Genomic DNA, 21,310 nt, shown 5'->3' with positions numbered 1-21,310 from the left:
TTGGGGGAAGGGCATGTCGGGAAGCGCGGTGCTCACCCGACAGTGAAGACCACAGGCCCGTGCAGGCGTCGCGCCGCCGGGCACATCAAACAAACTACTCGTCAGCGGCATAACCCTGTGCAGGGAGCCTGACGCCGTCCAGCCAGGCGGCACCGTCGCGCATCTGAAGACGCCCGTCAACAAACCAGCTTACCACCAGAGGATAAATGGCGTGTTCCTGCGTCTGCACGCGTTCGGTAACGTCGTCTTCGCTGTCACCTTCAAAGACCGGCACCTTTGCCTGCAGGATCACCGGCCCGCCATCCAGCTCGTCGGTAACGAAATGCACGGAGGTACCGTGCTCTTCATCGCCGTTTTCCAGAACCTGACGATGGGTGTGCAGGCCGGGATACTTCGGCAGGAGGGAAGGGTGGATATTCAGCAGACGACCAGCGTAGTGCCCGACAAAGGCCGGGCTCAGGATACGCATATACCCCGCCAGCACGACAACGTCAGGCGCGTAGGCATCAATCTCCTGAACCAGTTCCCGGTCAAACGCTTCACGTCCGGAAAACTGGCTGGCTTCCAGCGCGTGCGCGGGAATGTTCTCTTCCCGGGCACGTTCAAGGCCGAACGCGTCGGCCTTATTGCTGAATACTGCCCGAATGGTGCCGTTGATTTTCTTCTGTTTGCAGGCGTCAATTATCGCCTGCAAATTGCTTCCGTTACCGGAAATGAGCACCACAATGTTTTTCATTCAATGACCACACGCTGTTCGGAATCGGATGCTTTGATAATACCGATTTTCCACGCGTTTTCACCTTTGTCGGTCAGCAGTTTAATCGCCTTATCCGCTTCGCTTGCTGGCAGCGCGATAACCATGCCCACGCCACAGTTAAAGGTGCGGTACATCTCGTGTGAGCTCACGTTGCCCGCAGTCTGCAGCCAGTTAAAGACGGACGGCCACTGCCAGGAAGATTCGTCAATCACCGCCTGGGTGTTGTCCGGCAGTACGCGCGGAATGTTTTCCCAGAAGCCGCCACCGGTCAGGTGGGCAATGGCGTGAACGTCAACCTTCTCAATCAGCTCCAGCACGTTTTTCACGTAGATGCGGGTCGGCGCCAGCAGATGGTCAGCCAGTGGCTTGCCATCAAGCTCGGTGGTCAGTGGATCGCTGCCGCTCACGTCGAGGATTTTACGCACCAGAGAGTAGCCGTTCGAGTGCGGGCCGCTGGAGGCCAACGCGATCAGCACATCACCATCAGCCACTTTACTGCCGTCGATAATTTCTGATTTTTCTACTACGCCAACGCAGAAGCCTGCGACGTCATAATCTTCGCCGTGATACATACCGGGCATTTCGGCGGTTTCACCACCGACCAGCGCACAGCCAGACTGCAGACACCCTTCGGCAATGCCGTTAATGACGCTTGCTGCGGTATCCACGTCCAGTTTTCCGGTCGCGTAGTAATCCAGGAAGAACAGCGGCTCTGCGCCCTGAACCACCAGGTCGTTAACACACATCGCGACCAGATCGATACCGATCGTGTCGTGACGTTTTAAATCCATCGCCAGGCGCAGTTTCGTCCCTACACCATCAGTACCCGAGACCAGAACAGGTTCACGATATTTTTGCGGCAGTGCGCACAGTGCGCCGAATCCACCCAGACCACCCATCACTTCCGGGCGGCGGGTCTTTTTCACCACACCTTTGATTCGGTCAACCAGCGCATTACCTGCGTCAATATCAACACCGGCATCTTTGTAGCTGAGAGAAGTTTTGTTGGTCACGGCTCAAGTCCCCACGCGATTGCATAGCTAGTAAGAAAAATCGGCGCAATTCTAACAGTCCAGGCAAACGTTTGCGAGCCTATTCTCGGCGAGAGGATTTTTTTTTCAGCAGGCCCTGCGAATGCGCCTAAAGTTGAGTCTGTTCACGAAAATGAAACCGGTTTCGGTTTTCTCCTTGCAACAGAAAGCCCCTTTGCACATCATCAGAATGAAACCGGTTTCTGTAATTGTTTTTGCAGAAAATAACGCAGAATGAGGGAAAGTGTATGTCTGGATTCAAAGCAGATTTTCTGTGGGGCGGTGCGGTCGCAGCGCATCAGCTAGAAGGGGGCTGGAACGAGGGCGGTAAGGGGATCAGCGTTGCCGATGTGATGACCGCCGGCGCGCACGGCGTGCCGCGTGAAATCACCAACGGCGTGCTGCCAGGGAAAAATTACCCTAACCATGAAGCCATCGATTTCTACCATCGCTATAAAGAAGACATCAAACTCTTTGCCGAGATGGGCTTCAAATGCTTCCGTACCTCCATCGCCTGGACGCGTATCTTCCCGAAAGGGGACGAGCTGGAGCCTAACGAAGCTGGCCTGAAATTCTATGACGACCTGTTTGACGAGTGCCTGAAGTATGGCATCGAGCCGGTTATTACCCTTTCCCATTTCGAGATGCCGTTCCACCTTGTCACCGAATACGGTGGCTGGCGTAACCGTAAGCTGATCGACTTCTTTGTTCGCTTTGCGGAGGTTGTGTTCAGACGTTACCAGCATAAAGTGAAGTACTGGATGACCTTTAACGAGATCAATAACCAGGCCAACTTCCACGAAGACTTTGCACCGTTTACCAACTCCGGCCTGAAGTACGAGCCGGGCGAAGACCGCGAACCGGTAATGTTCCAGGCGGCACACTATGAGCTGGTGGCCAGCGCCCTGGCGGTGAAGGCCGGGCGCGACATTAACCCGTCGCTGCGGATCGGCTGCATGATTGCCATGTGTCCAATCTATCCGCTAACCTGTGCCCCGGACGATATGATGATGGCGATGAATGCCATGCACCGTCGCTACTGGTTCACCGATGTCCACGTGCGCGGCAAGTATCCACAGCATCTGCTTAACTACTTTGCTCGTCGCGGTTTCACGCTGGATATCACAGAAGAAGATAACGCGGCGCTGACGCAGGGGTGTGTCGATTACATTGGCTTTAGCTATTACATGTCTTTCGCCACCAAAGCGACGGCGGATAACCCGGAGCTGGATTACGACGAAAGCAAGAGCCTGGTCTCCAACCCGTACGTGCAGAAATCTGACTGGGGCTGGCAGATTGATCCGGTGGGCCTGCGTTACTCCCTGAACTGGTTCTGGGATCACTATCAGCTGCCCCTGTTCATCGTGGAGAACGGCTTTGGCGCCATCGACGTGCAGGAGAGCGACGGTTCGGTAAATGACCAGTACCGTATTGATTACCTTGCCGCGCACATCCGCGAAATGAAAAAAGCGGTGGTCGAAGATGGTGTTGATCTGATGGGGTATACCCCGTGGGGCTGTATCGACCTGGTGTCTGCCGGAACGGGTGAAATGAAAAAACGCTACGGCTTTATTTTTGTCGACAAAGACAATGAAGGTAACGGCACCCTGAACCGCAGTAAGAAGAAGTCGTTTGACTGGTATAAGCAGGTGATAGCCAGCAACGGCGACACTCTTTAATTCCAGCAGAGTAAAAACGCAAAAAGCCGGAGCTTGCCCTCCGGCTTTTTTGCCTCTAAAACACTTTGCTTGATGTACGTCAAGCAAGTTGGGTATGGTGCAATCCGAAAAAAGCGGTATAATCCCGCGATTTTTTTGCGGTTGCCCCCTCAGAGGAGAAAGAGAATGAAGATTGTGGAAGTGAAGCACCCACTCGTTAAACACAAGCTGGGCCTGATGCGTGAGCATGACATCAGCACGAAGCGTTTTCGCGAACTGGCTTCTGAAGTCGGCAGCCTGCTGACCTATGAAGCGACCTCTGACCTGGAAACGGAAAAAGTGACCATCGAGGGCTGGAACGGCCCGGTTCAGGTTGAGCAGATCAAAGGTAAGAAAATTACCGTTGTGCCCATCCTGCGTGCCGGCCTCGGCATGATGGAAGGCGTGCTGGAGCACGTGCCAAGCGCGCGCATCAGCGTGGTCGGGGTCTACCGCGACGAAGAGACCCTGGAGCCGGTACCGTACTTCCAGAAGCTGGTGTCTAACATCGACGAGCGTATGGCCCTGGTGGTTGACCCGATGCTGGCGACCGGCGGTTCAATGATTGCCACCATCGACCTGCTGAAAAAAGCCGGTTGCAGCAGCATCAAAGTGCTGGTGCTGGTTGCTGCACCAGAAGGTATCGCGGCGCTGGAAAAAGCGCACCCGGACATCGAACTCTATACCGCGTCTATCGACCAGGGGCTGAATGAGCACGGGTACATCATCCCGGGGCTTGGCGATGCCGGCGATAAGATTTTTGGTACTAAATAATCGAATAACGATAATGAAGCCGACTTTGATAGTCGGCTTTTTTTTGAATAAAACGCCAACAACAATACTACTCAGAGGAAAACACTATGACGCGCCGTGCTATCGGGGTGAGTGAAAGACCGCCGCTTTTACAGACAATCCCGCTTAGTCTGCAGCACCTGTTCGCCATGTTTGGCGCAACCGTGCTGGTGCCAATCCTGTTTCACATTAACCCGGCTACCGTGCTGTTGTTCAACGGTGTGGGTACGCTGCTTTACCTCTTTATCTGTAAAGGCAAAATCCCTGCCTATCTCGGCTCAAGCTTCGCCTTTATTTCACCGGTTCTGCTGTTGCTGCCGCTGGGGTATGAAGTGGCGCTGGGCGGCTTCATTATGTGTGGCGTCCTCTTCTGCCTGGTCTCTTTCATTGTGAAGAAGGCCGGTACCGGCTGGCTGGACGTTATGTTCCCGCCTGCTGCAATGGGGGCCATTGTCGCCGTCATCGGTCTGGAGCTGGCGGGCGTGGCGGCTAATATGGCCGGCCTGCTGCCTGCTGACGGGCAGTCACCGGATTCCAAAACCATCATCATCTCGATGGTGACACTGGGCGTAACGGTATTTGGTTCCGTGCTGTTCCGCGGTTTTATGGCGATTATCCCGATCCTGATCGGTGTGCTGGCGGGGTATGCGCTCTCCTTCGTGATGGGCGTTGTTGATACCACGCCCATTGCTGAAGCGCACTGGTTCGCACTGCCAACCTTCTATACCCCGCGCTTTGAATGGTTTGCCATTTTCACGATCCTGCCCGCGGCGCTGGTGGTTATTGCTGAGCACGTAGGTCACCTGGTGGTGACGGCAAACATCGTTAAACGTGACCTGATCCGCGACCCGGGTCTGCACCGCTCGATGTTCGCTAACGGCCTCTCTACCATTATCTCCGGTTTCTTTGGTTCTACGCCTAACACCACCTACGGTGAGAACATCGGCGTGATGGCGATTACCCGTGTCTACAGTACCTGGGTTATTGGCGGCGCGGCAATCATCGCCATCCTGCTCTCCTGCGTGGGCAAACTGGCGGCGGCTATCCAGATCATTCCGGTACCGGTAATGGGAGGCGTCTCTCTGCTGCTGTACGGTGTGATCGGCGCGTCCGGTATTCGCGTGCTGATTGAATCTAAAGTGGACTACAGCAAAGCGCAAAACCTGATCCTCACCTCCGTGATCCTGATCATCGGCGTGAGCGGCGCGAAGGTGCACATCGGTGCGGCTGAACTGAAAGGCATGGCACTGGCGACCATCGTGGGTGTGGGCCTGAGCCTGATCTTCAAACTGATCTCCGTCCTGCGCCCGGAAGAAGTGGTGCTGGATGCCGAAGACAGCGAAAAAGCGTCACATTGATCGTAAAACCGGGCGGACGATCCGCCCGGTTCTCTCCTTGCACGTTCCGTGCTAAACTCACCGCCGATTTTATGTAAGATCTGGTTGAGGTACTTCTGAACGGACCGGCACAGCTCTCTCTGCCACTCTATCTCCCTGACGACGAAACTTTTGCGAGTTTCTGGCCGGGTGATAACCCCTCTTTACTGGCTGCACTGCAAAACGTGCTGCGTCAGGAACACAGCGGATACATCTATATCTGGTCACGCGAAGGCGCGGGGCGCAGCCACCTGTTGCATGCCGCCTGTGCGGAGCTTTCCGCGCGGGGTGATGCGGTAGGCTATGTGCCGCTGGATAAACGTACCTGGTTTGTGCCTGAAGTCATGGAGGGAATGGAACATCTCTCACTGGTCTGCATCGATAATATCGAATGTGTGGCGGGGGATGAGCCATGGGAAATGGCGATCTTTAACCTCTATAACCGCATTCTGGAGTCGGGGAAAACCCGGCTGCTGATCACCGGCGATCGTCCGCCGCGCCAGTTGAATCTGGGGCTGCCGGATCTGGCTTCCCGTCTGGACTGGGGGCAAATCTACAAGCTGCAGCCGCTGTCGGATGAAGACAAACTTCAGGCGTTACAGCTGCGCGCAAGATTGCGCGGCTTTGAACTCCCGGAAGACGTGGGGCGTTTCCTGCTCAAGCGCCTGGACCGGGAAATGCGCACGCTCTTTGATACGCTCGATCAGCTCGATCGCGCTTCGATTACCGCGCAGCGCAAGCTGACCATTCCTTTTGTGAAAGATATTCTGAAGCTGTGATGCGCTTTTCTCCCTCTGCCTGGCGCAGAGGGAGAACCAGCGCCGCCGGCTAAAAATCACCTGTCTTCCAGCAAATGCTCAACCAGAAGTGGAATGGGTCTGCCCGAGGCCACGCTTTTTCCGTTCTCACGCCACAGCGCCGTGCCGCTAATATCCAGATGGGCCCATGGAATGGTCGGCGGGCAAAAATGGTGTAACAGCCAGGCCGCCGATGCGCTGATCGCCGCATTATTGGGTGGGGTATTGCACAGGTCGGCAATGGCGCTGTCGGTCTGTTTTTTTAACCGTGCATCCAGCGGCAGGGACCACACCTCATCACCGCTCCGTTTCCCCGCGCGGGTGAGCGCCTGACGCAGCGCTTCGTCCTGCGTCATTAACCCACTCAGCTCGTACCCCAGCGCTTTCACGACGGCACCGGTTAAGGTCGCCATATCAATAATATAGCGAGCCTGCGGATGACGCTGGCTGGCCCAGGCGATCGCATCCGCCAGTACCAGCCGGCCTTCGGCATCGGTATTGTTGATTTCAACCGTGATACCGTTGCAGGCGTTGGCCACCGTGCCCGGCTGCATTGCATCCGGTCCTATGGCGTTTTCCGCCAGCGCCAGTACGCCCATAATACGAACCGGCAGGCCGAGTTCTGCCACGCTCAGCATTAACCCGAGCACGTTCGCTGCCCCGCACATGTCATATTTCATGGTGTACATGCCCGCGCCTTCCTTCAGCCACAGGCCACCGGTATCAAACGTTATGCCTTTGCCCACGTAACAGCATACCGGGCCATCAGCGATGCCGTTATAGTGAATGGCCAGCAGCCGCGGTGGACAGGTCGCGCCTTTACCGACGGCATGCAGAAGCCCCAGTCCCTGTTCAATAATTTGCTTCTCATCAAGCACTTCACACCGCAGGGCGGGGAAGGCGGCGCACAGCTTTTGCGCTTCGTCGACGACATACTGCGGCGTACAGCGATCGGACGGCATATCCGCCAGACGTCGCGCGGCGACCATTCCTCGGGCAATGGCCTGCTGTTGCTGGAAGAGAGCGTCCAGCCTTTCACGCTGTTGCGGATGACACAGGGCGGTGACATGGCGAAGGCGAACGCTTTTGCCATCGGTTTTCTTAAGCTGCAGATCGCGAAGGTCATACGCCTGGTTAAAGAGAAAACGCAGAACCTGCGTCAGCACCACCTCGTCAATATCCGTGACATCCAGTACCACATCGGCGCTGACCGGGGCTGCCAGCAGTGGACGGAGGGCGGCGAGTAACCCTTCTGTCAGACTGTCCTGCCAGAGCGCATCCGGCAGCAGCGTGATTCTGGCAAACGGAGCACAGCCAAAGCGGGTATCCGCGACGGCGTTTTGTTCACGCATTTCAGCGATGAGTGCGGTGTCCGGCAGTAACGCGCAGGCAGCCCGGGCAATAAGATGACTCTGGGGCTTTGCGTCTGCAAGGGCGGTGATAAGCGTAAAGGTAATCATTGTGACTCCTCAACTGGCGCGCGGATCCGCGCGGCATAGGCCTGCATCCATTCCTCATCCACGGGCTGATAGTGCGTTTTTTCCCGCAGGCGCTCGGCGCGAAATACGGTGAGAGGCTGGCGGGCCGTTGCCACCACAAATGAGAAGGTTTTGATGTTGGTTGCGGCGCCGAATTCGCCTTTATTATTCATGCACACCACCGAGAGATCGCCCGCGCGGCCAAAGCGCGACATCAGTTTGTCTTCCAGTTCGAAGACCACCGAGTCCGCCGCCTGCTGCGGTGACATGCCCTGTGCCATGCGGCGAACAATTTCGTAGCTGGTGCAGCCTTTCATCAGGTCTTCCCCCACGCCGGTGGCGGTGGCGGCACCGGTTTCACTGTCGCAGTAAAAGCCGGAGCCGATAATCGGCGAGTCGCCAATACGGCCGCGCTTTTTCATAAACAGACCGCTGGTGGAGGTCGCCACGCTCATCGACCCCCTTTTGTCGAGGCCAATAATCCCGACGGTGTCATGCCCATCGTACGGGCTTAAGCCTTTGTCCAGCGTCTCCCGGCAGCGCTTACGATAATGCTGCATCGCGCGGTCGGTAAGCATGGTTTTGTCGGCAAACCCCTGACTCAGCGCCCATTCGCGCGCGCCCTGGCCGACCAGCAGGCTGTTATAGCGCTGGCGGCTTAGCGCATGGGCGACACGCACCGGGTTCGCAATATCAATCAGATCTCCCACGGCTCCAAACGCAAGCGTATCGCCATCCATATACGCCGCATCCAGTTCGACCTCGCCATTTTCGGTTGGCAGCCCGCCGTAGCCGACGGATTTATACAACGGGAAGTCCTCGACGGCAGCAACGGCATCGACCACCGCTTCTGCTACCGGTTTCCCCGCAGCCAGCGCAGACGCAGACTCCGTGACCCCTTCAAGCGCCATTCGCCAGGTTGCGATAATTCCCCACATGCTTTACTCCTGTTTTGCAAGGGTTGGGTCGGTTTGCGTCACGGTGGCAATCTCCGCGGCGCGGTATTGTTTATCCACGATACGCATGAAAGGCAGATACAGCATGGCGCCAATCAGCAGGTTGATAAGCTGCATCACGCTGCCGCTGAGATGCCCCGTGACGATAAACCCGCTGATCACCGGCGGTAACGTCCAGGGGATAAACACCCCGGTGGTCACAGCGACGGCACCCATTTTCATCGCGGCATATTGCACGGTAACCAGGACCAGCGGCACCAGATTGAACGGGATCAGCATGATGGGGTTCATGATAACCGGCAGGCCAAACAGAATCGGCTCGTTGATGTTAAACACCGAGGCCCCCGCGCCGAGACGCGCCACCTCGCGCATGTTTTTGCTGCGGGCAAAAATCAGCATCGCAATCACCAGCGAGAGCGTTGCCCCTGCGCCACCCATCCAGATCATGTCAAAAAACTGTTCGGTGATAATGTGCGGTGGCGTCGTACCCGCCTGAATGGCGGCGATGTTATCGGTCTGGTTCTCCATCCACAGCGGGCGAATGATGCCGTTGATCATTGAGCCGGAGTTAATGCCCACAGACCACAGAATGGTGATGCTGAACACCGTCATCAGCGCGCCGAAATAGGAGGTCCCGTAGTGGCGAACCGGCGTGGCGACCACCTCGTAAATAAACTGGTGAATGGTGTTGTAGTGGGTGTTTTCGAAAATGATGCGGATAATAAGCACCAGAATCATTACCAGCAGGGCCGGGATCAGCGCGGCGAACGACTCCTGCACCGCCGGCGGCACGCCATCAGGCATTCTGATGACCAGCTTTTTGCGCTTCAGCCAGCAGAACAGCTCCGTCCACAGCAGAGAGCCAATCATCGCCACGAACAACCCTTTGCTGCCAATCCACTCCACCGGCATGACCGTGATACCGCCGTTTTCGGCCACTTTGATAAAAGGTGTCAGGATTAAAAAGGCGACCAGAGCCAGAATGCCGCAGGAGATGCGATCTTCGCCGTAGTGTTCAGCCAGGCGAAACGCCACCAGGAAGCTGATAAACAGCGACATGGTTGAGAACACCGCGTTGAACGGAATTTCAATGATGGCACTCCAGCTTTCACCAAATGCCTGAGACATAAACTGCTGATAGGTTTGGTTCGGAAAAGAGGAGATGACCAGCAGAATCGAGCCGACGATGATAAACGGCATGAAGGAAACATAGGCCCCGCGTATGGCGCCCAGATGCCGCTGTTGCGCGGTTTTGGCCGCCAGCGGCATCAGTTTTGCTTCAAGAAATCCCAGAACATTGTTCATTGTGAACTCCGTACAAGATTGAGGGGTGTTGTTATGTTATGTCTGTGGATTATCAGTGAAGCGCGGTGGCTGAAAGGTGAAACAGGTCACAAAGCACTCGCTAAGATATTATGAATCTCATGAGATTGGTTATGGAGTTACAGCGATGGAAATCAAATTGCACGCCAATGCCACCACCACACCGCGGGTCCGTCGCTATCTGCAACAATCCGACAAAAGCGACAGAGAGCTGGCTGCGGAGCTGGGTATTTCCGTGACGACCGTGCGGCGATGGCGCAATCGCGATCGGGTTTCTGACAACCATACGACCCCAAAAGTGATACACAAAGCGATGAGACAAGAGCAGGTTGACCTTGTTAATGCGCTGCGTGATATCACGGGCGCACCGCTGGATGAACTGCTGCTGCTGGTTAACGGGGTGCTGGGGATTTCCGTTTCGCGGGCGACGCTGAACCGTTATCTCCGTCCCGCTTCTGCGAAACGCAAAGGCGTTGAACTTCAGGGGAAAAAAGCGCTAAAGGCAGGCGTTTTACCCACAAAACTGCTGGTGCATCACCAGCCTTTATCGCTGCATATGGATGATGGCGGGGAGCAGCATCTGCTGTGGGGGCGCGAACCGGTGAGCGGCTGGTGTTATGCCCGGCTCTATGCGGGAATTTCATCACAGCTGCTGAACAACTGGATGCGTGAGTTGCTGAACGCCTGTCCGGCTGATATCCAATCTGTTGAGACTTTCGGTTTTGAACCCGACTTACCCGCGGGTGAACCTGTCGTAAAAGTACAGCCGACCAGGCACAAGGCCGTGCAGGTTGCGGTACCGCTCGGCGACATCATTCCACGAGTGAATGCTGTTCCGTTAGGGCAGGTGTTGTTCGAGATGTGCGAGTTTTACAATCGGGGCAAAGCGCAGAAAAAGCTGGGAGAGAGCACGCCGCAGGCCTTTCTGGAAGCGCTGCGGCGTAAGGATTAGAGTATCTCGAGCACCTCTTCCGGCGGGCGTCCAATACGCGCCTGACCGTTTGCGACCACAATGGGGCGCTCAATCAGTTTCGGATTTTCAACCATCGCCTGAATCAGCTCAGCCTCGGTTAGACGACTGTCATTCAGATTGAGCGACGTATACAGGTCCTCTTTCTGGCGCATTAGCTCTCTGGCACTGCCCATTCCCAGCATGTGCAGCAGCTGACGAAGCGTCTGTGCATCTGGCGGTGTCTCCAGATACAACACCACTTCCGGGTCAATGCCGTTCGACTTCAGCAGGCTAAGGGTGTCGCGGCTCTTCGAGCAGCGTGGGTTGTGGTAGATTTTTACCGCGTCTGTCATGACCTGAATTCTCCTTTATTACATCTTCTCGTACGGCTTAAAGCGCTGCTGCAGACCGCGAAGCTGATCGATACGCGCATCGTAACGAGCCTGCTGCAGACTGCCGAGCTTAACCTGTGAACTGGCACTGCTCAGGAGGGAAATCGCCTGGTCAAGACGTCCCACCAGGGCAAAGCCTTCGGCGCGTGCCGCAAGCTCCTGATCGCGGTTGCCCAGCTGCGCTTCTGCCTGGGCAAGCAGATCCCAGCCGTTCTGATCGTCTTTATTGTTAAAGGTGTAGCGGTTCAGAATATTCGCCGCTTCAGCAGGCTGACCACCCTGTAAGTAAGCATTCGCCAGGTTAAGCTGCAGCACCGGGTTTGTCCGCACCTCTTTTGCCCCTTTCAGGCGATTAATCGCATCGGTGGCTTTTTTCTGCCCCAGATCGATATCCGTGGCGAGATCGAGATACCACGGGTTATTCGGGTCGGCGGCGAGAAGTGGCTGCAGCGTTTTACGCGCTTCGTCATATTTGCTCGCTTCCATCGCCTGTAACGCCTGGCCATACTGAGCCGCGTTTTTCTCACGCACGTTGCCTTTCGCCAGCGCATCCAGCAGGTCGCTGGTCAGCTGGTTACGCCCGGAATTGTACATTCCAAGCGTTCGCACTTTTGCCATGTAGAAATCCTGCGACGACTGAACTACGACCGGGCGCATCTGGTTGGCACGGTTACGCGCATCCGACAGACGGCTTTCCGGTAAGGGGTGCGTCAGCAAAATTTCCGGCGGACGGGAGGAGTAGCGCGCCTGGTCGAGCAGTTTTTCGAGGAAGCTCGGCATGGCCTGCGGGTCAAAGCCCGAACGTTGCAGCACCTGAATGCCAATACGATCCGCTTCCTGTTCGTTTTGCTGGGTGAAACTGATCATTCCCTGACGTGTTCCCGCCAGCGTACCGGTTAACGCCGCCATCCCGGCCTGCGGGCTGGCCATTGCCAGCAGAATGGAACCCAATGCGCCAACCCAGGTCAGCGGAGCGTTACGCTTCTGGTCTTCCATTGCCCGGGCAAGGTGGCGCTGGGTGACGTGAGAGATTTCGTGCGCCATGACCGAGGCCAGCTGACTTTCGTTATCAGAGTAGCGGAATAACGCCGAATGCAGCACCACGTTGCCGCCAAAGAAGGCGAAGGCGTTGATTTCGTCATTATTGATTAAATAGAAGTGGAAGGGGGTTTTTACCGAGTTGGCGTGCGCGACCAGGCGCATGCCCAGCCCGTTAATGTACTGAACCAGCAACGGGTCGTTAATCAGCGGCGCGCTGCCACGCAGCTGACGAACGTAATAATCCCCCATCTGCATTTCCTGCCCAATGGAGAGCGTGCTTCCTGCTGTAGTGCCCATGTCCGGCAATGAATCGGACGAGTCAGCGAAAGCTGGCAACACCTGACCGACCGTCAGTGCGGCAATCAGTGTCGCAACCAGTGTTTTTCTCAACTGCCTGAACATAACCACTGTCCTGTATTTGCGATGTGCTAATTTGACCGATGAACCGGCATATCGTTCATCTCCACTGCCCTGCGAGTGTAGCCGTGTTGAGGCATGAAGAAAATCCCATTCATCAGGGTTTTGCGGATCGTGGCAGGGAGACAAAAAGCGAAAGTCTTTTTTGTGACAGTTAGATACAATTCACGTTCTCACTCCCGCCATCCGATTCAGGGAAGGGTTGTATGCTCGAAATGTTAATGCAGTGGTACCGCCGTCGGTTTAGCGACCCGGAAGCCATTGCTTTGTTGGTTATTCTCGTCGCCGGATTCGGCATTCTGTTCTTCTTCAGCGGTCTTCTCGCCCCCCTGCTGGTCGCGATTGTGCTGGCGTACCTGCTGGAGTGGCCAACGGCGCGTCTGGAAAATATAGGCTGTTCCCGTCGCTGGGCGACCAGTATCGTCCTGGTGCTGTTTGTCGGCATTCTGCTGTTAATGTCGTTTGTCGTTATGCCTGTCGCCTGGCAACAGGGGATTTACCTTATCCGAGATATGCCCGGCATGCTGAATAAGCTTTCTGATTTTGCCGCCACGTTGCCGCGCCGATATCCCGCCCTGATGGATGCCGGGATCATTGATGCGATGGCCGAAAACATGCGCGCCCGCATCATGACAATGGGCGATTCCGTGGTGAAATATTCCCTGGCGTCGCTGGTAGGGTTGCTCACGCTGGCCGTCTACCTTGTCCTCGTTCCGTTAATGGTTTTCTTCCTCGTCAAAGATAAAGAGCAGATGCTGAACGCGGTGCGGCGCATTCTGCCGCGTAATCGCGGGCTGGCCGGGCAGGTGTGGGAAGAGATGAACCAGCAGATCACCAACTACATTCGCGGCAAAGTGCTGGAGATGATTGTGGTGGGTGTGGCTACCTGGATTGGTTTTTTAATTTTCGGGCTTAACTACTCGCTGCTGCTGGCGGTGCTGGTGGGGCTGTCGGTGCTCATTCCCTACATCGGTGCCTTTGTGGTGACCATTCCGGTTGTCGGCGTTGCGCTGTTCCAGTTTGGTCTGGGGACCGAGTTCTGGAGCTGCTTCGCGGTGTACCTGATCATTCAGGGACTGGATGGCAACCTGCTGGTGCCGGTGCTGTTCTCAGAAGCGGTGAACCTGCATCCGCTGGTGATTATCTTATCCGTGGTGATTTTCGGCGGGCTGTGGGGATTCTGGGGCGTGTTCTTTGCCATTCCGCTGGCAACGTTGATCAAAGCAGTGGTTCACGCGTGGCCGGATGTGCCTGCGGTTGAGGATAAGTAGATAGTTGTGCGGCCTGATACCCTCTCCCGTGGGGAGAGGGGCAAATATCAAAAACGGTAACCTGCGTTACCGTATTGCATTTACCGCGTAGGTCGGGTCAGGCGAAGCCGCGGCCCAACGATCAGGCGCTTTGTTTGAGCCAGTTCAGCACCACGTCGTGGTGGTTGCTGGTTTTGAAGTCATCAAACACATGTTCAACTTTACCGTCAGCGTCAATCAGGAAGCTGATACGGTGAATGCCGTCGTAGGTTTTGCCCATAAAGGTCTTCTCGCCCCAGACGCCAAACTGCTCGCATACCTGGTGGTCTTCGTCAGAAAGCAGCGTGAAGTTAAGCAGCTCCTTTTCAGCAAATCGTGACAGCTTTTCTGGCTTATCGGTGCTGATACCCAGCACTTCCACGCCGACTTTTTTCAACTCGTCCATGTTGTCGCGTAAGCCGCAGGCCTGTACGGTGCAGCCCGGGGTCATGGCTTTCGGGTAAAAATAGACCAGAACACGCTGTCCCTGGAAGTCGGTCAAATTTACTTGCTCACCATCCTGGTCAGGTAAGCTAAATTTCGGTGCGATGTCACCGGCTTTCAGTGGGTTCATTACTCAACTCCATCCTGTTCATGCTGCGAATAATTGACGACGCTTATACTGCCTTGCGCGTTTAATTCTGTACAGAGGGCTTTGAACGCTTGCTCGATATTTGACGCATCCTGCGAGGCAGGGCTGTGCGCGGTAATCTGAATAAAAAGGGTGGGAATGGCGCTGCCGTCACCCGGCTGCGTTCGGGAAACGAGTTCGGCAATATTCATCTGATGGCTGTCAAATAACGCGGTGAAGCGCTCAATCAGATGGGGTGAATCGGGGACTTCAACCTGCACCCAGACGGTCGCGGGCAGGGCCGGACGTGGGCGAGCAGTGGTGCGTTTCATCACGATCAGCAAATCCAGCTCCGCACCTTTGAGCGGCAGGGTCGATTCGATAAGGGTAATGGCATTCCATGTCCCGGACAGCAGCATAATAAACGTGAACTCTTCGCCCAGCATAGCCAGACGGCTGTCCTCGATATTACAGCCGCAGCTGCTCACATGGCGGGTGATGGTGTTCACAATACCCGGCCTGTCAGCACCCAGCGCAGTGATAACCAGGTAATGTTGTGATGAGGTTGTCAAACCTGTTCTTCCTTTGCATGGTTAAGTCTTCCTAAGGAAAGCATAAAAAAAACATGCATACAACCGCCTGAGGGCCTCAGGTCGCTTGCTTTTATTACAGTTCCAAACGTACCATTGAGGCTCTTGTTCGCACAGAGGATGGCTCATGTTCACGGGAAGTATTGTCGCGCTTGTTACGCCGATGGATGAAAAAGGTAATGTCTGCCGGTCAAGCATGAAGAAGCTGATTGATTACCATGTCGCCAATGGAACCTCGGCGATCGTTTCGGTAGGGACTACCGGTGAATCTGCAACGCTAAGCCACGAAGAGCACGGCGATGTGGTGATGCTGACCCTGGAACTGGCTGACGGGCGTATCCCGGTCATCGCAGGGACAGGCGCTAACGCCACGGCAGAAGCTATCAGTTTGACCAAACGTTTTAACGACAGCGGCATCGTGGGCTGTCTGACGGTGACCCCTTATTACAACCGTCCTACTCAGGAAGGTCTGTTCCAGCATTTCAAAGCCATCGCAGAACATACTGACTTGCCACAAATTCTGTATAATGTGCCGTCCCGTACTGGCTGCGATATGCTGCCGGAAACCGTTGGTCGTCTCTCGAAAGTAAAAAATATTATCGGGATTAAAGAGGCGACAGGGAACTTAAGCCGCGTTCATCAGATCAAAGAGCTGGTTTCAGACGACTTTATCCTGTTGAGCGGCGATGATGCGACCGCACTGGACTTTATGCAGCTCGGTGGCCATGGCGTGATCTCCGTAACGGCGAACGTTGCGGCCCGCGATATGGCTGAAATGTGCAAACTGGCGGCTGCCGGTCACTTTGATGAAGCTCGCGTGATTAATCAGCGTCTGATGCCGTTGCATAATAAATTATTTGTCGAACCCAATCCGATCCCCGTGAAATGGGCGTGTAAGGAGTTGGGACTTGTAGCAACCGATACGCTGCGTCTGCCAATGACACCGATTACCGACCACGGTCGTGAAATTGTCACAGCAGCGCTGAAGCATGCCGGTTTGCTGTAGAGTTTAGGGAGATTTGATGGCTTATTCAGTACAGAAGTCGCGCCTGGCGAAGGTTGCGAGTGTTTCGCTTGTTATGCTGCTCGCTGCCTGTAGTTCAGACTCGCGCTACAAGCGCCAGGTGAGCGGTGATGAATCCTATCTGGATGCGACCCCGCTTGCTGAACTTCACGCACCGGCTGGTATGATCCTGCCGATTCAGAACGGCGATTACAATATTCCCGTGACCAACGGCAGCGGCCTGGTCGGTAAAGCGCTCGATATTCGTCCGCCAGCACAGCCTCTGGCGCTGGTGAGCGGGGCGCGTACCCAGTTCACCGGTGATACGGCGTCGCTGCTGGTTGAAAGCGCCCGCGGTACCACCCTGTGGCCGCAGGTTGTGAGCGTCATTCAGGCGAAGAACTACACCATCGATAAACGCGATGATGCCAGCCAGACCTTAACCACCGACTGGATCGAGTGGAACCGTCTGGACGAAGATCAGCAGTACCGTGGGCGTTATCAAGTCTCCGTTAAACCTCAGGGTTATCAGCAGGCGGTTACCGTTAAGCTGTTGAACCTGGAGCAGGCGGGTAAACCGGTTGCGGATGCCGCATCAATGCAGCGTTACAGCACTGAAATGCTGAACGTGATTGCCGCGGGTCTGGATAAGAACGCCAGCGACGCCGCTAACGCAGCGCAGAGCCGCAACGGCGCGACGTTTGACGTTCAGAGCGGTGCGGATGACACCGGTCTGCCAATGCTGGTTGTGCGTGCACCGTTTAACCAGACCTGGCAGCGCCTGCCAGCGACGCTGGAAAAAGTGGGCATGAAAGTGACCGACAGCACCCGTTCAACCGGGAGCATGACGGCAACCTATAAGCCGCTGTCTGACAGTGCATGGCAGGAATTGGGCGCCACCGATCCACAGCTGGCTTCCGGCGACTACAAGATTCAGGTAGGTGACCTCGATAACCGCAGCAGTCTGCAGTTTATCGATCCGAAAGGCCACACGCTGACCCAGTCGCAGAACGATGCGCTGGTGGCCGTCTTCCAGGCAGCATTCAGCAAATAAATACGAGGGCTGGTTAATCCAGCCCTTTTTATTTTCGTGCTACGCAAACGTGTGCGTGGCATAATATCCCCAGTTTTGAACACCAATCATCACACCAGGAGTAATGAAGATGCAGAAGCAAGCTGAGTTGTATCGTGGCAAAGCGAAGACCGTATACAGCACGGAAAACCCGGATCTGTTGGTGCTCGAGTTCCGCAATGATACGTCAGCAGGGGATGGCGCACGCATTGAGCAGTTCGATCGTAAAGGCATGGTGAACAACAAGTTCAACCACTTCATTATGACCAAACTGGCCGAAGCGGGTATCCCGACCCAAATGGAAGCGCTGTTGTCCGATACGGAATGTCTGGTGAAAAAACTGGATATGGTTCCGGTTGAGTGCGTCATTCGTAACCGCGCAGCAGGCTCCCTGGTGAAGCGTCTTGGTATTGAAGAAGGTATTGAGCTGAATCCACCGCTTTTTGACCTGTTCCTGAAAAACGATGCCATGCACGATCCGATGGTCAATGACTCTTATTGCGAAACCTTCGGCTGGGTGAATAAAGAGAACCTGGCGCGCATGAAAGAACTGACCTACAAAGCCAACGACGTGCTGAAAAAACTGTTTGATGACGCGGGTCTGATCCTCGTCGACTTCAAACTGGAGTTCGGCCTGTTCAAAGGCGAAGTGGTTCTGGGTGATGAGTTCTCTCCGGACGGCAGCCGTCTGTGGGATAAAGAAACGCTGGATAAAATGGACAAAGACCGTTTCCGTCAGAGCCTGGGTGGCCTGATTGAAGCGTACGAAGCGGTTGCTCACCGTTTAGGCGTTAAGCTCGACTAACTCCCTCATCGCCAAAGGATATGTATATCCTTTGGCGTCTTACCCTTGTTTCCTATGGTAATCTTGCCGTTAACCGCCTACGATCATAGCTATTATTAATGGAATAGTTCGAGGTGGTTATGCGCTGGCAAGGGCGTCGTGAAAGTGACAATGTAGAAGACAGGCGCAGCGATAGCGGCGGCGGTCCTTCAATGGGTGGGCCTGGCTTCCGGTTACCCAGCGGAAAGGGCGGTATTATTCTGCTGATTGTGGTGCTGGTCGCGGGGTACTACGGTGTCGATCTGACCGGTTTAATGACCGGCCAGCCTCTGCAGCAACAGCAGCATTCTGAGCGCTCAATCAGCCCTAACGAGGATGAAGCGGCCAAATTTACCTCCGTTATTCTCGCCACCACAGAAGAAACCTGGGGTCAGCTGTTCGAGAAAATGGGGCGTACCTATCAGCAACCCAAGCTGGTGATGTACCGTGGTGCCACCCGTACCGGATGCGGCACCGGACAATCGGTTATGGGGCCGTTCTACTGTCCGGCAGACAGCACCGTCTATATCGATCTCTCTTTCTATGATGACATGAAACGCAAGCTTGGCGCTGACGGCGATTTTGCCCAGGGCTACGTCATTGCGCATGAAGTCGGGCACCATGTGCAAAAACTGCTGGGGATAGAACCCAAAGTACGTCAGCTTCAGCAAAACGCCTCTCAGGCTGAGGTAAACCGTCTTTCCGTACGCATGGAACTGCAGGCGGACTGCTTCGCGGGCGTCTGGGGGCACAACATGCAGCAGCAGGGCGTGCTGGAATCCGGCGACCTGGAAGAGGCGCTCAATGCCGCGCAGGCTATCGGTGACGATCGTCTTCAGCAGCAGAGCCAGGGCCGCGTCGTCCCCGACAGCTTTACTCACGGCACATCACAACAACGATACAGCTGGTTCAAACGCGGTTTCGACAGCGGTGACCCGGCGCAGTGTAATACCTTCGGCAAAGCCATGTAATGGTGGCGTTTGAACATCTGATTCGCGAGCTTGAGCACAAAGGTCATCGTCGGCTGGTGGTGCTCAGCGGCGATGAGCAGTGGACATTCACGCAGGCATCAGCCCTGCGTGATGCCTTGCCCGGAGACTGGCTGTGGCTGGCGGATAACGCGTCCAGAGCCATCAGCGGGCTGCTGGGACGCGAGTTCCGGCACGCAATTTTTGATGCCCGCGCCGGGTTTGACGTCTCAGCCTTTGCGGCCCTGAGCGGGACGCTGCGTGCCGGTAGCCTTCTGGTGCTGCTGGTACCGTCCCCTGACGTGTGGGCGGAACAACCTGACAGCGATTCCCTGCGCTGGAGTGACAGCGCCGAACCCATCGCCACGCCAAATTTTATTCACCACTTTTGCCGGACGATTGCCGAGGATCCTGAGGCGATAGTCTGGCTTCAGCACCAGCCTTTATCGCTTCCTGCACGATCCGACGCCCCTGACTGGCAGCCCGCCAGCGGTGCGCCGCAGCGCGAGCAGGCTGAGATACTGGCAGCACTCCTGGCCATGAAACGCGGCGTTGTGGCCGTTACGGCCCCGCGCGGACGCGGGAAGTCTGCGCTGGCGGGAATGCTGTTGAGCCGCACGCAGGGCAGTGCCATTGTCACCGCGCCATCAAAAGGGGCGACGGAGGTTATCGCCCGTTTTGCCGGCGAACGTTTTCACTTTATGGCCCCGGACGCGCTGCTGGCCTCTGAAGAGCAGGCCGACTGGCTGATTGTCGACGAAGCCGCTGCCATCCCCGGACCGCTGCTTGAAAAGCTGGTCGACCGTTTCCCGCGCGTCCTGCTGACCACAACGGTGCAGGGTTACGAAGGAACAGGAAGAGGCTTTCTGCTTAAGTTCTGTAGCCGGTTCAGCGGGTTGCAGCGGTATACCTTATCAACCCCGGTACGCTGGGCTGCAGGATGCCCTCTTGAGCGGGTCGTCGCCAGCGCACTGCTGTTTGACGATACGCTTATCGATCGCAGCCCAACAGGCGCCTTACAGTTGACCTCTCTGACCCCGGAAGCATGGGCGAGCAACCCGGCGCTGGCGGCGAGTGTGTATGAGCTGCTTTGTGCGGCACATTACCGCACCTCACCGCTGGATTTACGCCGCATGATGGACGCGCCCGGCCAGCACTTTTCCGTCGCCCAAACGGACTCTGTCATTGCCGGGGCGCTCTGGCTGGTGGAAGAGGGGGGATTAACGGCGCAGCTCAGCCGTGCCGTCTGGGCGGGGTTCCGCCGTCCTCGCGGGAACCTGGTGGCGCAGTCCCTTGCCGCGCATGGCGGCTCCCCGCTGGCGGCAATGCTCAAAGGCCGACGGGTGACCCGAATAGCGGTACATCCTCGTCGTCAACGGGAAGGCATCGGACAGGCACTGATCCGCAGCGCAAGCGGCGAGGATTACCTGTCGGTGAGCTTTGGCTATACCGATGAACTGTGGCGTTTCTGGCAGCGATGCGGCTTTGTGCTGGTGCGCATGGGCAGCCATCGCGAAGCCAGCAGCGGCTGTTATACCGCAATGGCCTTGCTGCCGCTCAGCGACGCGGGGCGACAGCTGTGTGAGCAGGCGCATCAGCGACTGCGCCGCGATGCGCGCGTGTTATCGGCCCTGAACGGTGAAAAGATCCCGGTGGACGATGGCTGGGAGGCTACCCTTAATAGTGACGACTGGCTGGAGCTGGCGGGGTTTGCCTTTGCCCATCGCGCATTTTCTACCTCCGTCGCGGCGTTAACGCGGTTGCTGCTAAGCGTGGACATGCCGCTGCCCGCCCTGCGCGGGAAAGTGGAGGCGAGAAGTGATGACGCCCGGCTCAGCGCTGAACTGCTTCTTTCGGGGCGAAAAGCGTTACTGGCCAGGCTTCGCAGTGAAACGGCGCAAGCGCTTGAAAGCCTTGAACCTGCACGCTGTCAGCAGCTGAAAGACGACATTTTGCAATGGCAATTTTTTCAATGACTTCTTCAG

At 56.1% G+C, this 21,310-nt stretch carries 20 protein-coding genes; 11 read left to right on the top strand and 9 right to left on the bottom strand.

Features of this window, described 5'->3' with window-relative positions; genetic code table 11:
- Positions 1–94: 94 nt before the first annotated feature.
- Both purN and purM read right to left on the bottom strand, forming a co-directional pair.
- Positions 95–736 (bottom strand): phosphoribosylglycinamide formyltransferase, encoded by a 642-nt coding sequence (purN, locus tag BH714_RS12645; protein WP_014171132.1) that lies wholly within the window; start codon positions 734–736, stop codon positions 95–97.
- On the bottom strand, positions 733–1,770 hold the full coding sequence (purM, locus tag BH714_RS12640; protein WP_020883059.1) for a phosphoribosylformylglycinamidine cyclo-ligase: 1,038 nt from the start codon (positions 1,768–1,770) through the stop codon (positions 733–735). The genes purN and purM overlap by 4 nt, the downstream gene beginning before the upstream one ends.
- 266 nt (positions 1,771–2,036) lie before the next feature.
- Between purM and BH714_RS12635 the strand changes: the two genes are divergently transcribed.
- The 4 genes from BH714_RS12635 to BH714_RS12620 all read left to right on the top strand — a co-directional run bounded on the left by BH714_RS12635 (position 2,037) and on the right by BH714_RS12620 (position 6,432).
- Positions 2,037–3,467, top strand: coding sequence for a 6-phospho-beta-glucosidase (locus BH714_RS12635; protein WP_020883060.1), 1,431 nt, complete (start codon positions 2,037–2,039; stop codon positions 3,465–3,467).
- Positions 3,468–3,632: 165 nt separating this feature from the next.
- On the top strand, positions 3,633–4,259 hold the full coding sequence (upp, locus tag BH714_RS12630; RefSeq protein WP_020883061.1) for a uracil phosphoribosyltransferase: 627 nt from the start codon (positions 3,633–3,635) through the stop codon (positions 4,257–4,259).
- 86 nt (positions 4,260–4,345) lie between these two features.
- Positions 4,346–5,635 (top strand): uracil permease, encoded by a 1,290-nt coding sequence (gene uraA, locus BH714_RS12625; protein WP_014171128.1) that lies wholly within the window; start codon positions 4,346–4,348, stop codon positions 5,633–5,635.
- Positions 5,636–5,730: 95 nt separating this feature from the next.
- On the top strand, positions 5,731–6,432 hold the full coding sequence (locus BH714_RS12620; RefSeq protein ID WP_212479862.1) for a DnaA inactivator Hda: 702 nt from the start codon (positions 5,731–5,733) through the stop codon (positions 6,430–6,432).
- A gap of 56 nt (positions 6,433–6,488) precedes the next feature.
- Here BH714_RS12620 and BH714_RS12615 read toward each other — a convergent pair whose 3' ends face one another.
- Genes BH714_RS12615 through celB form a run of 3 tightly spaced genes read right to left on the bottom strand, consistent with a single transcriptional unit; the run spans position 6,489 to position 10,189 of the window.
- On the bottom strand, positions 6,489–7,910 hold the full coding sequence (locus BH714_RS12615) for a leucyl aminopeptidase family protein (protein WP_040018111.1): 1,422 nt from the start codon (positions 7,908–7,910) through the stop codon (positions 6,489–6,491).
- Positions 7,907–8,866, bottom strand: coding sequence for a glycosylasparaginase (locus BH714_RS12610; protein WP_040018110.1), 960 nt, complete (start codon positions 8,864–8,866; stop codon positions 7,907–7,909). The genes BH714_RS12615 and BH714_RS12610 overlap by 4 nt, the downstream gene beginning before the upstream one ends.
- A gap of 3 nt (positions 8,867–8,869) precedes the next feature.
- Positions 8,870–10,189 (bottom strand): PTS cellobiose transporter subunit IIC, encoded by a 1,320-nt coding sequence (celB, locus tag BH714_RS12605; protein WP_014171124.1) that lies wholly within the window; start codon positions 10,187–10,189, stop codon positions 8,870–8,872.
- Positions 10,190–10,334: 145 nt separating this feature from the next.
- Here celB and BH714_RS12600 point away from each other — a divergent pair, with 145 nt between their 5' ends.
- Positions 10,335–11,159 carry a helix-turn-helix domain-containing protein gene (locus BH714_RS12600; protein WP_040018109.1) on the top strand — a complete coding sequence of 275 codons (825 nt, stop codon included), beginning with the start codon at positions 10,335–10,337 and terminating at the stop codon, positions 11,157–11,159.
- Here the strand turns inward: BH714_RS12600 and arsC are convergent.
- A complete protein-coding gene (arsC, locus tag BH714_RS12595) occupies positions 11,156–11,512 on the bottom strand; it encodes an arsenate reductase (glutaredoxin) (protein WP_014171122.1) in 357 nt (118 codons plus the stop codon). The genes BH714_RS12600 and arsC overlap by 4 nt on opposite strands.
- A gap of 18 nt (positions 11,513–11,530) precedes the next feature.
- Positions 11,531–12,994 (bottom strand): beta-barrel assembly-enhancing protease, encoded by a 1,464-nt coding sequence (gene bepA / locus BH714_RS12590; RefSeq protein WP_020883065.1) that lies wholly within the window; start codon positions 12,992–12,994, stop codon positions 11,531–11,533.
- A 221-nt stretch (positions 12,995–13,215) separates the two neighbouring features.
- Between bepA and BH714_RS12585 the strand changes: the two genes are divergently transcribed.
- Entirely contained in the window at positions 13,216–14,280 is a 1,065-nt protein-coding gene (locus BH714_RS12585; protein WP_014171120.1) for an AI-2E family transporter, read from the top strand.
- A 121-nt stretch (positions 14,281–14,401) separates the two neighbouring features.
- Here BH714_RS12585 and bcp read toward each other — a convergent pair whose 3' ends face one another.
- On the bottom strand, positions 14,402–14,872 hold the full coding sequence (gene bcp, locus BH714_RS12580; RefSeq protein ID WP_014171119.1) for a thioredoxin-dependent thiol peroxidase: 471 nt from the start codon (positions 14,870–14,872) through the stop codon (positions 14,402–14,404).
- Entirely contained in the window at positions 14,872–15,441 is a 570-nt protein-coding gene (locus tag BH714_RS12575; protein ID WP_014171118.1) for a glycine cleavage system transcriptional repressor, read from the bottom strand. Before BH714_RS12575 ends, bcp begins: the two co-directional genes overlap by 1 nt.
- A gap of 145 nt (positions 15,442–15,586) precedes the next feature.
- On the opposite strand from BH714_RS12575, the gene dapA reads away from it, so the two are divergent.
- The 5 genes from dapA to BH714_RS12550 all read left to right on the top strand — a co-directional run bounded on the left by dapA (position 15,587) and on the right by BH714_RS12550 (position 21,301).
- A complete protein-coding gene (gene dapA, locus BH714_RS12570; protein ID WP_014171117.1) occupies positions 15,587–16,465 on the top strand; it encodes a 4-hydroxy-tetrahydrodipicolinate synthase in 879 nt (292 codons plus the stop codon).
- Positions 16,466–16,481: 16 nt separating this feature from the next.
- Positions 16,482–17,516 (top strand): outer membrane protein assembly factor BamC, encoded by a 1,035-nt coding sequence (gene bamC / locus BH714_RS12565; protein WP_020883067.1) that lies wholly within the window; start codon positions 16,482–16,484, stop codon positions 17,514–17,516.
- A 109-nt stretch (positions 17,517–17,625) separates the two neighbouring features.
- On the top strand, positions 17,626–18,339 hold the full coding sequence (purC, locus tag BH714_RS12560) for a phosphoribosylaminoimidazolesuccinocarboxamide synthase (protein ID WP_008501631.1): 714 nt from the start codon (positions 17,626–17,628) through the stop codon (positions 18,337–18,339).
- Between the two features lie 119 nt (positions 18,340–18,458).
- Positions 18,459–19,328 (top strand): KPN_02809 family neutral zinc metallopeptidase, encoded by an 870-nt coding sequence (ypfJ, locus tag BH714_RS12555; protein ID WP_020883068.1) that lies wholly within the window; start codon positions 18,459–18,461, stop codon positions 19,326–19,328.
- Complete coding sequence (locus tag BH714_RS12550) at positions 19,328–21,301, top strand: tRNA(Met) cytidine acetyltransferase TmcA (RefSeq protein WP_040018108.1); 1,974 nt, start codon at positions 19,328–19,330, stop codon at positions 21,299–21,301. The genes ypfJ and BH714_RS12550 overlap by 1 nt, the downstream gene beginning before the upstream one ends.
- Positions 21,302–21,310 lie beyond the last annotated feature (9 nt).

Origin of the sequence: Enterobacter ludwigii (assembly GCF_001750725.1) — a bacterium.
GTDB lineage: Bacteria > Pseudomonadota > Gammaproteobacteria > Enterobacterales > Enterobacteriaceae > Enterobacter > Enterobacter ludwigii.
The sequence above is the reverse complement of the archived record's forward strand: the minus strand, read 5'-3'. Positions and strand labels throughout refer to the sequence as shown.

Bases quoted from the DNA above. Each gene is read 5' to 3' on its own strand.
- purN (WP_014171132.1), bottom strand. From the start codon at position 736: ATGAAAAACATTGTGGTGCTCATTTCCGGTAACGGAAGCAATTTGCAG.
- BH714_RS12635 (WP_020883060.1), top strand. From the start codon at position 2,037: ATGTCTGGATTCAAAGCAGATTTTCTGTGGGGCGGTGCGGTCGCAGCG.
- upp (WP_020883061.1), top strand. From the start codon at position 3,633: ATGAAGATTGTGGAAGTGAAGCACCCACTCGTTAAACACAAGCTGGGC.
- uraA (WP_014171128.1), top strand. From the start codon at position 4,346: ATGACGCGCCGTGCTATCGGGGTGAGTGAAAGACCGCCGCTTTTACAG.
- BH714_RS12615 (WP_040018111.1), bottom strand. From the start codon at position 7,910: ATGATTACCTTTACGCTTATCACCGCCCTTGCAGACGCAAAGCCCCAG.
- BH714_RS12610 (WP_040018110.1), bottom strand. From the start codon at position 8,866: ATGTGGGGAATTATCGCAACCTGGCGAATGGCGCTTGAAGGGGTCACG.
- celB (WP_014171124.1), bottom strand. From the start codon at position 10,189: ATGAACAATGTTCTGGGATTTCTTGAAGCAAAACTGATGCCGCTGGCG.
- BH714_RS12600 (WP_040018109.1), top strand. From the start codon at position 10,335: ATGGAAATCAAATTGCACGCCAATGCCACCACCACACCGCGGGTCCGT.
- arsC (WP_014171122.1), bottom strand. From the start codon at position 11,512: ATGACAGACGCGGTAAAAATCTACCACAACCCACGCTGCTCGAAGAGC.
- bepA (WP_020883065.1), bottom strand. From the start codon at position 12,994: ATGTTCAGGCAGTTGAGAAAAACACTGGTTGCGACACTGATTGCCGCA.
- BH714_RS12585 (WP_014171120.1), top strand. From the start codon at position 13,216: ATGCTCGAAATGTTAATGCAGTGGTACCGCCGTCGGTTTAGCGACCCG.
- bcp (WP_014171119.1), bottom strand. From the start codon at position 14,872: ATGAACCCACTGAAAGCCGGTGACATCGCACCGAAATTTAGCTTACCT.
- dapA (WP_014171117.1), top strand. From the start codon at position 15,587: ATGTTCACGGGAAGTATTGTCGCGCTTGTTACGCCGATGGATGAAAAA.
- bamC (WP_020883067.1), top strand. From the start codon at position 16,482: ATGGCTTATTCAGTACAGAAGTCGCGCCTGGCGAAGGTTGCGAGTGTT.
- purC (WP_008501631.1), top strand. From the start codon at position 17,626: ATGCAGAAGCAAGCTGAGTTGTATCGTGGCAAAGCGAAGACCGTATAC.
- ypfJ (WP_020883068.1), top strand. From the start codon at position 18,459: ATGCGCTGGCAAGGGCGTCGTGAAAGTGACAATGTAGAAGACAGGCGC.
- BH714_RS12550 (WP_040018108.1), top strand. From the start codon at position 19,328: ATGGTGGCGTTTGAACATCTGATTCGCGAGCTTGAGCACAAAGGTCAT.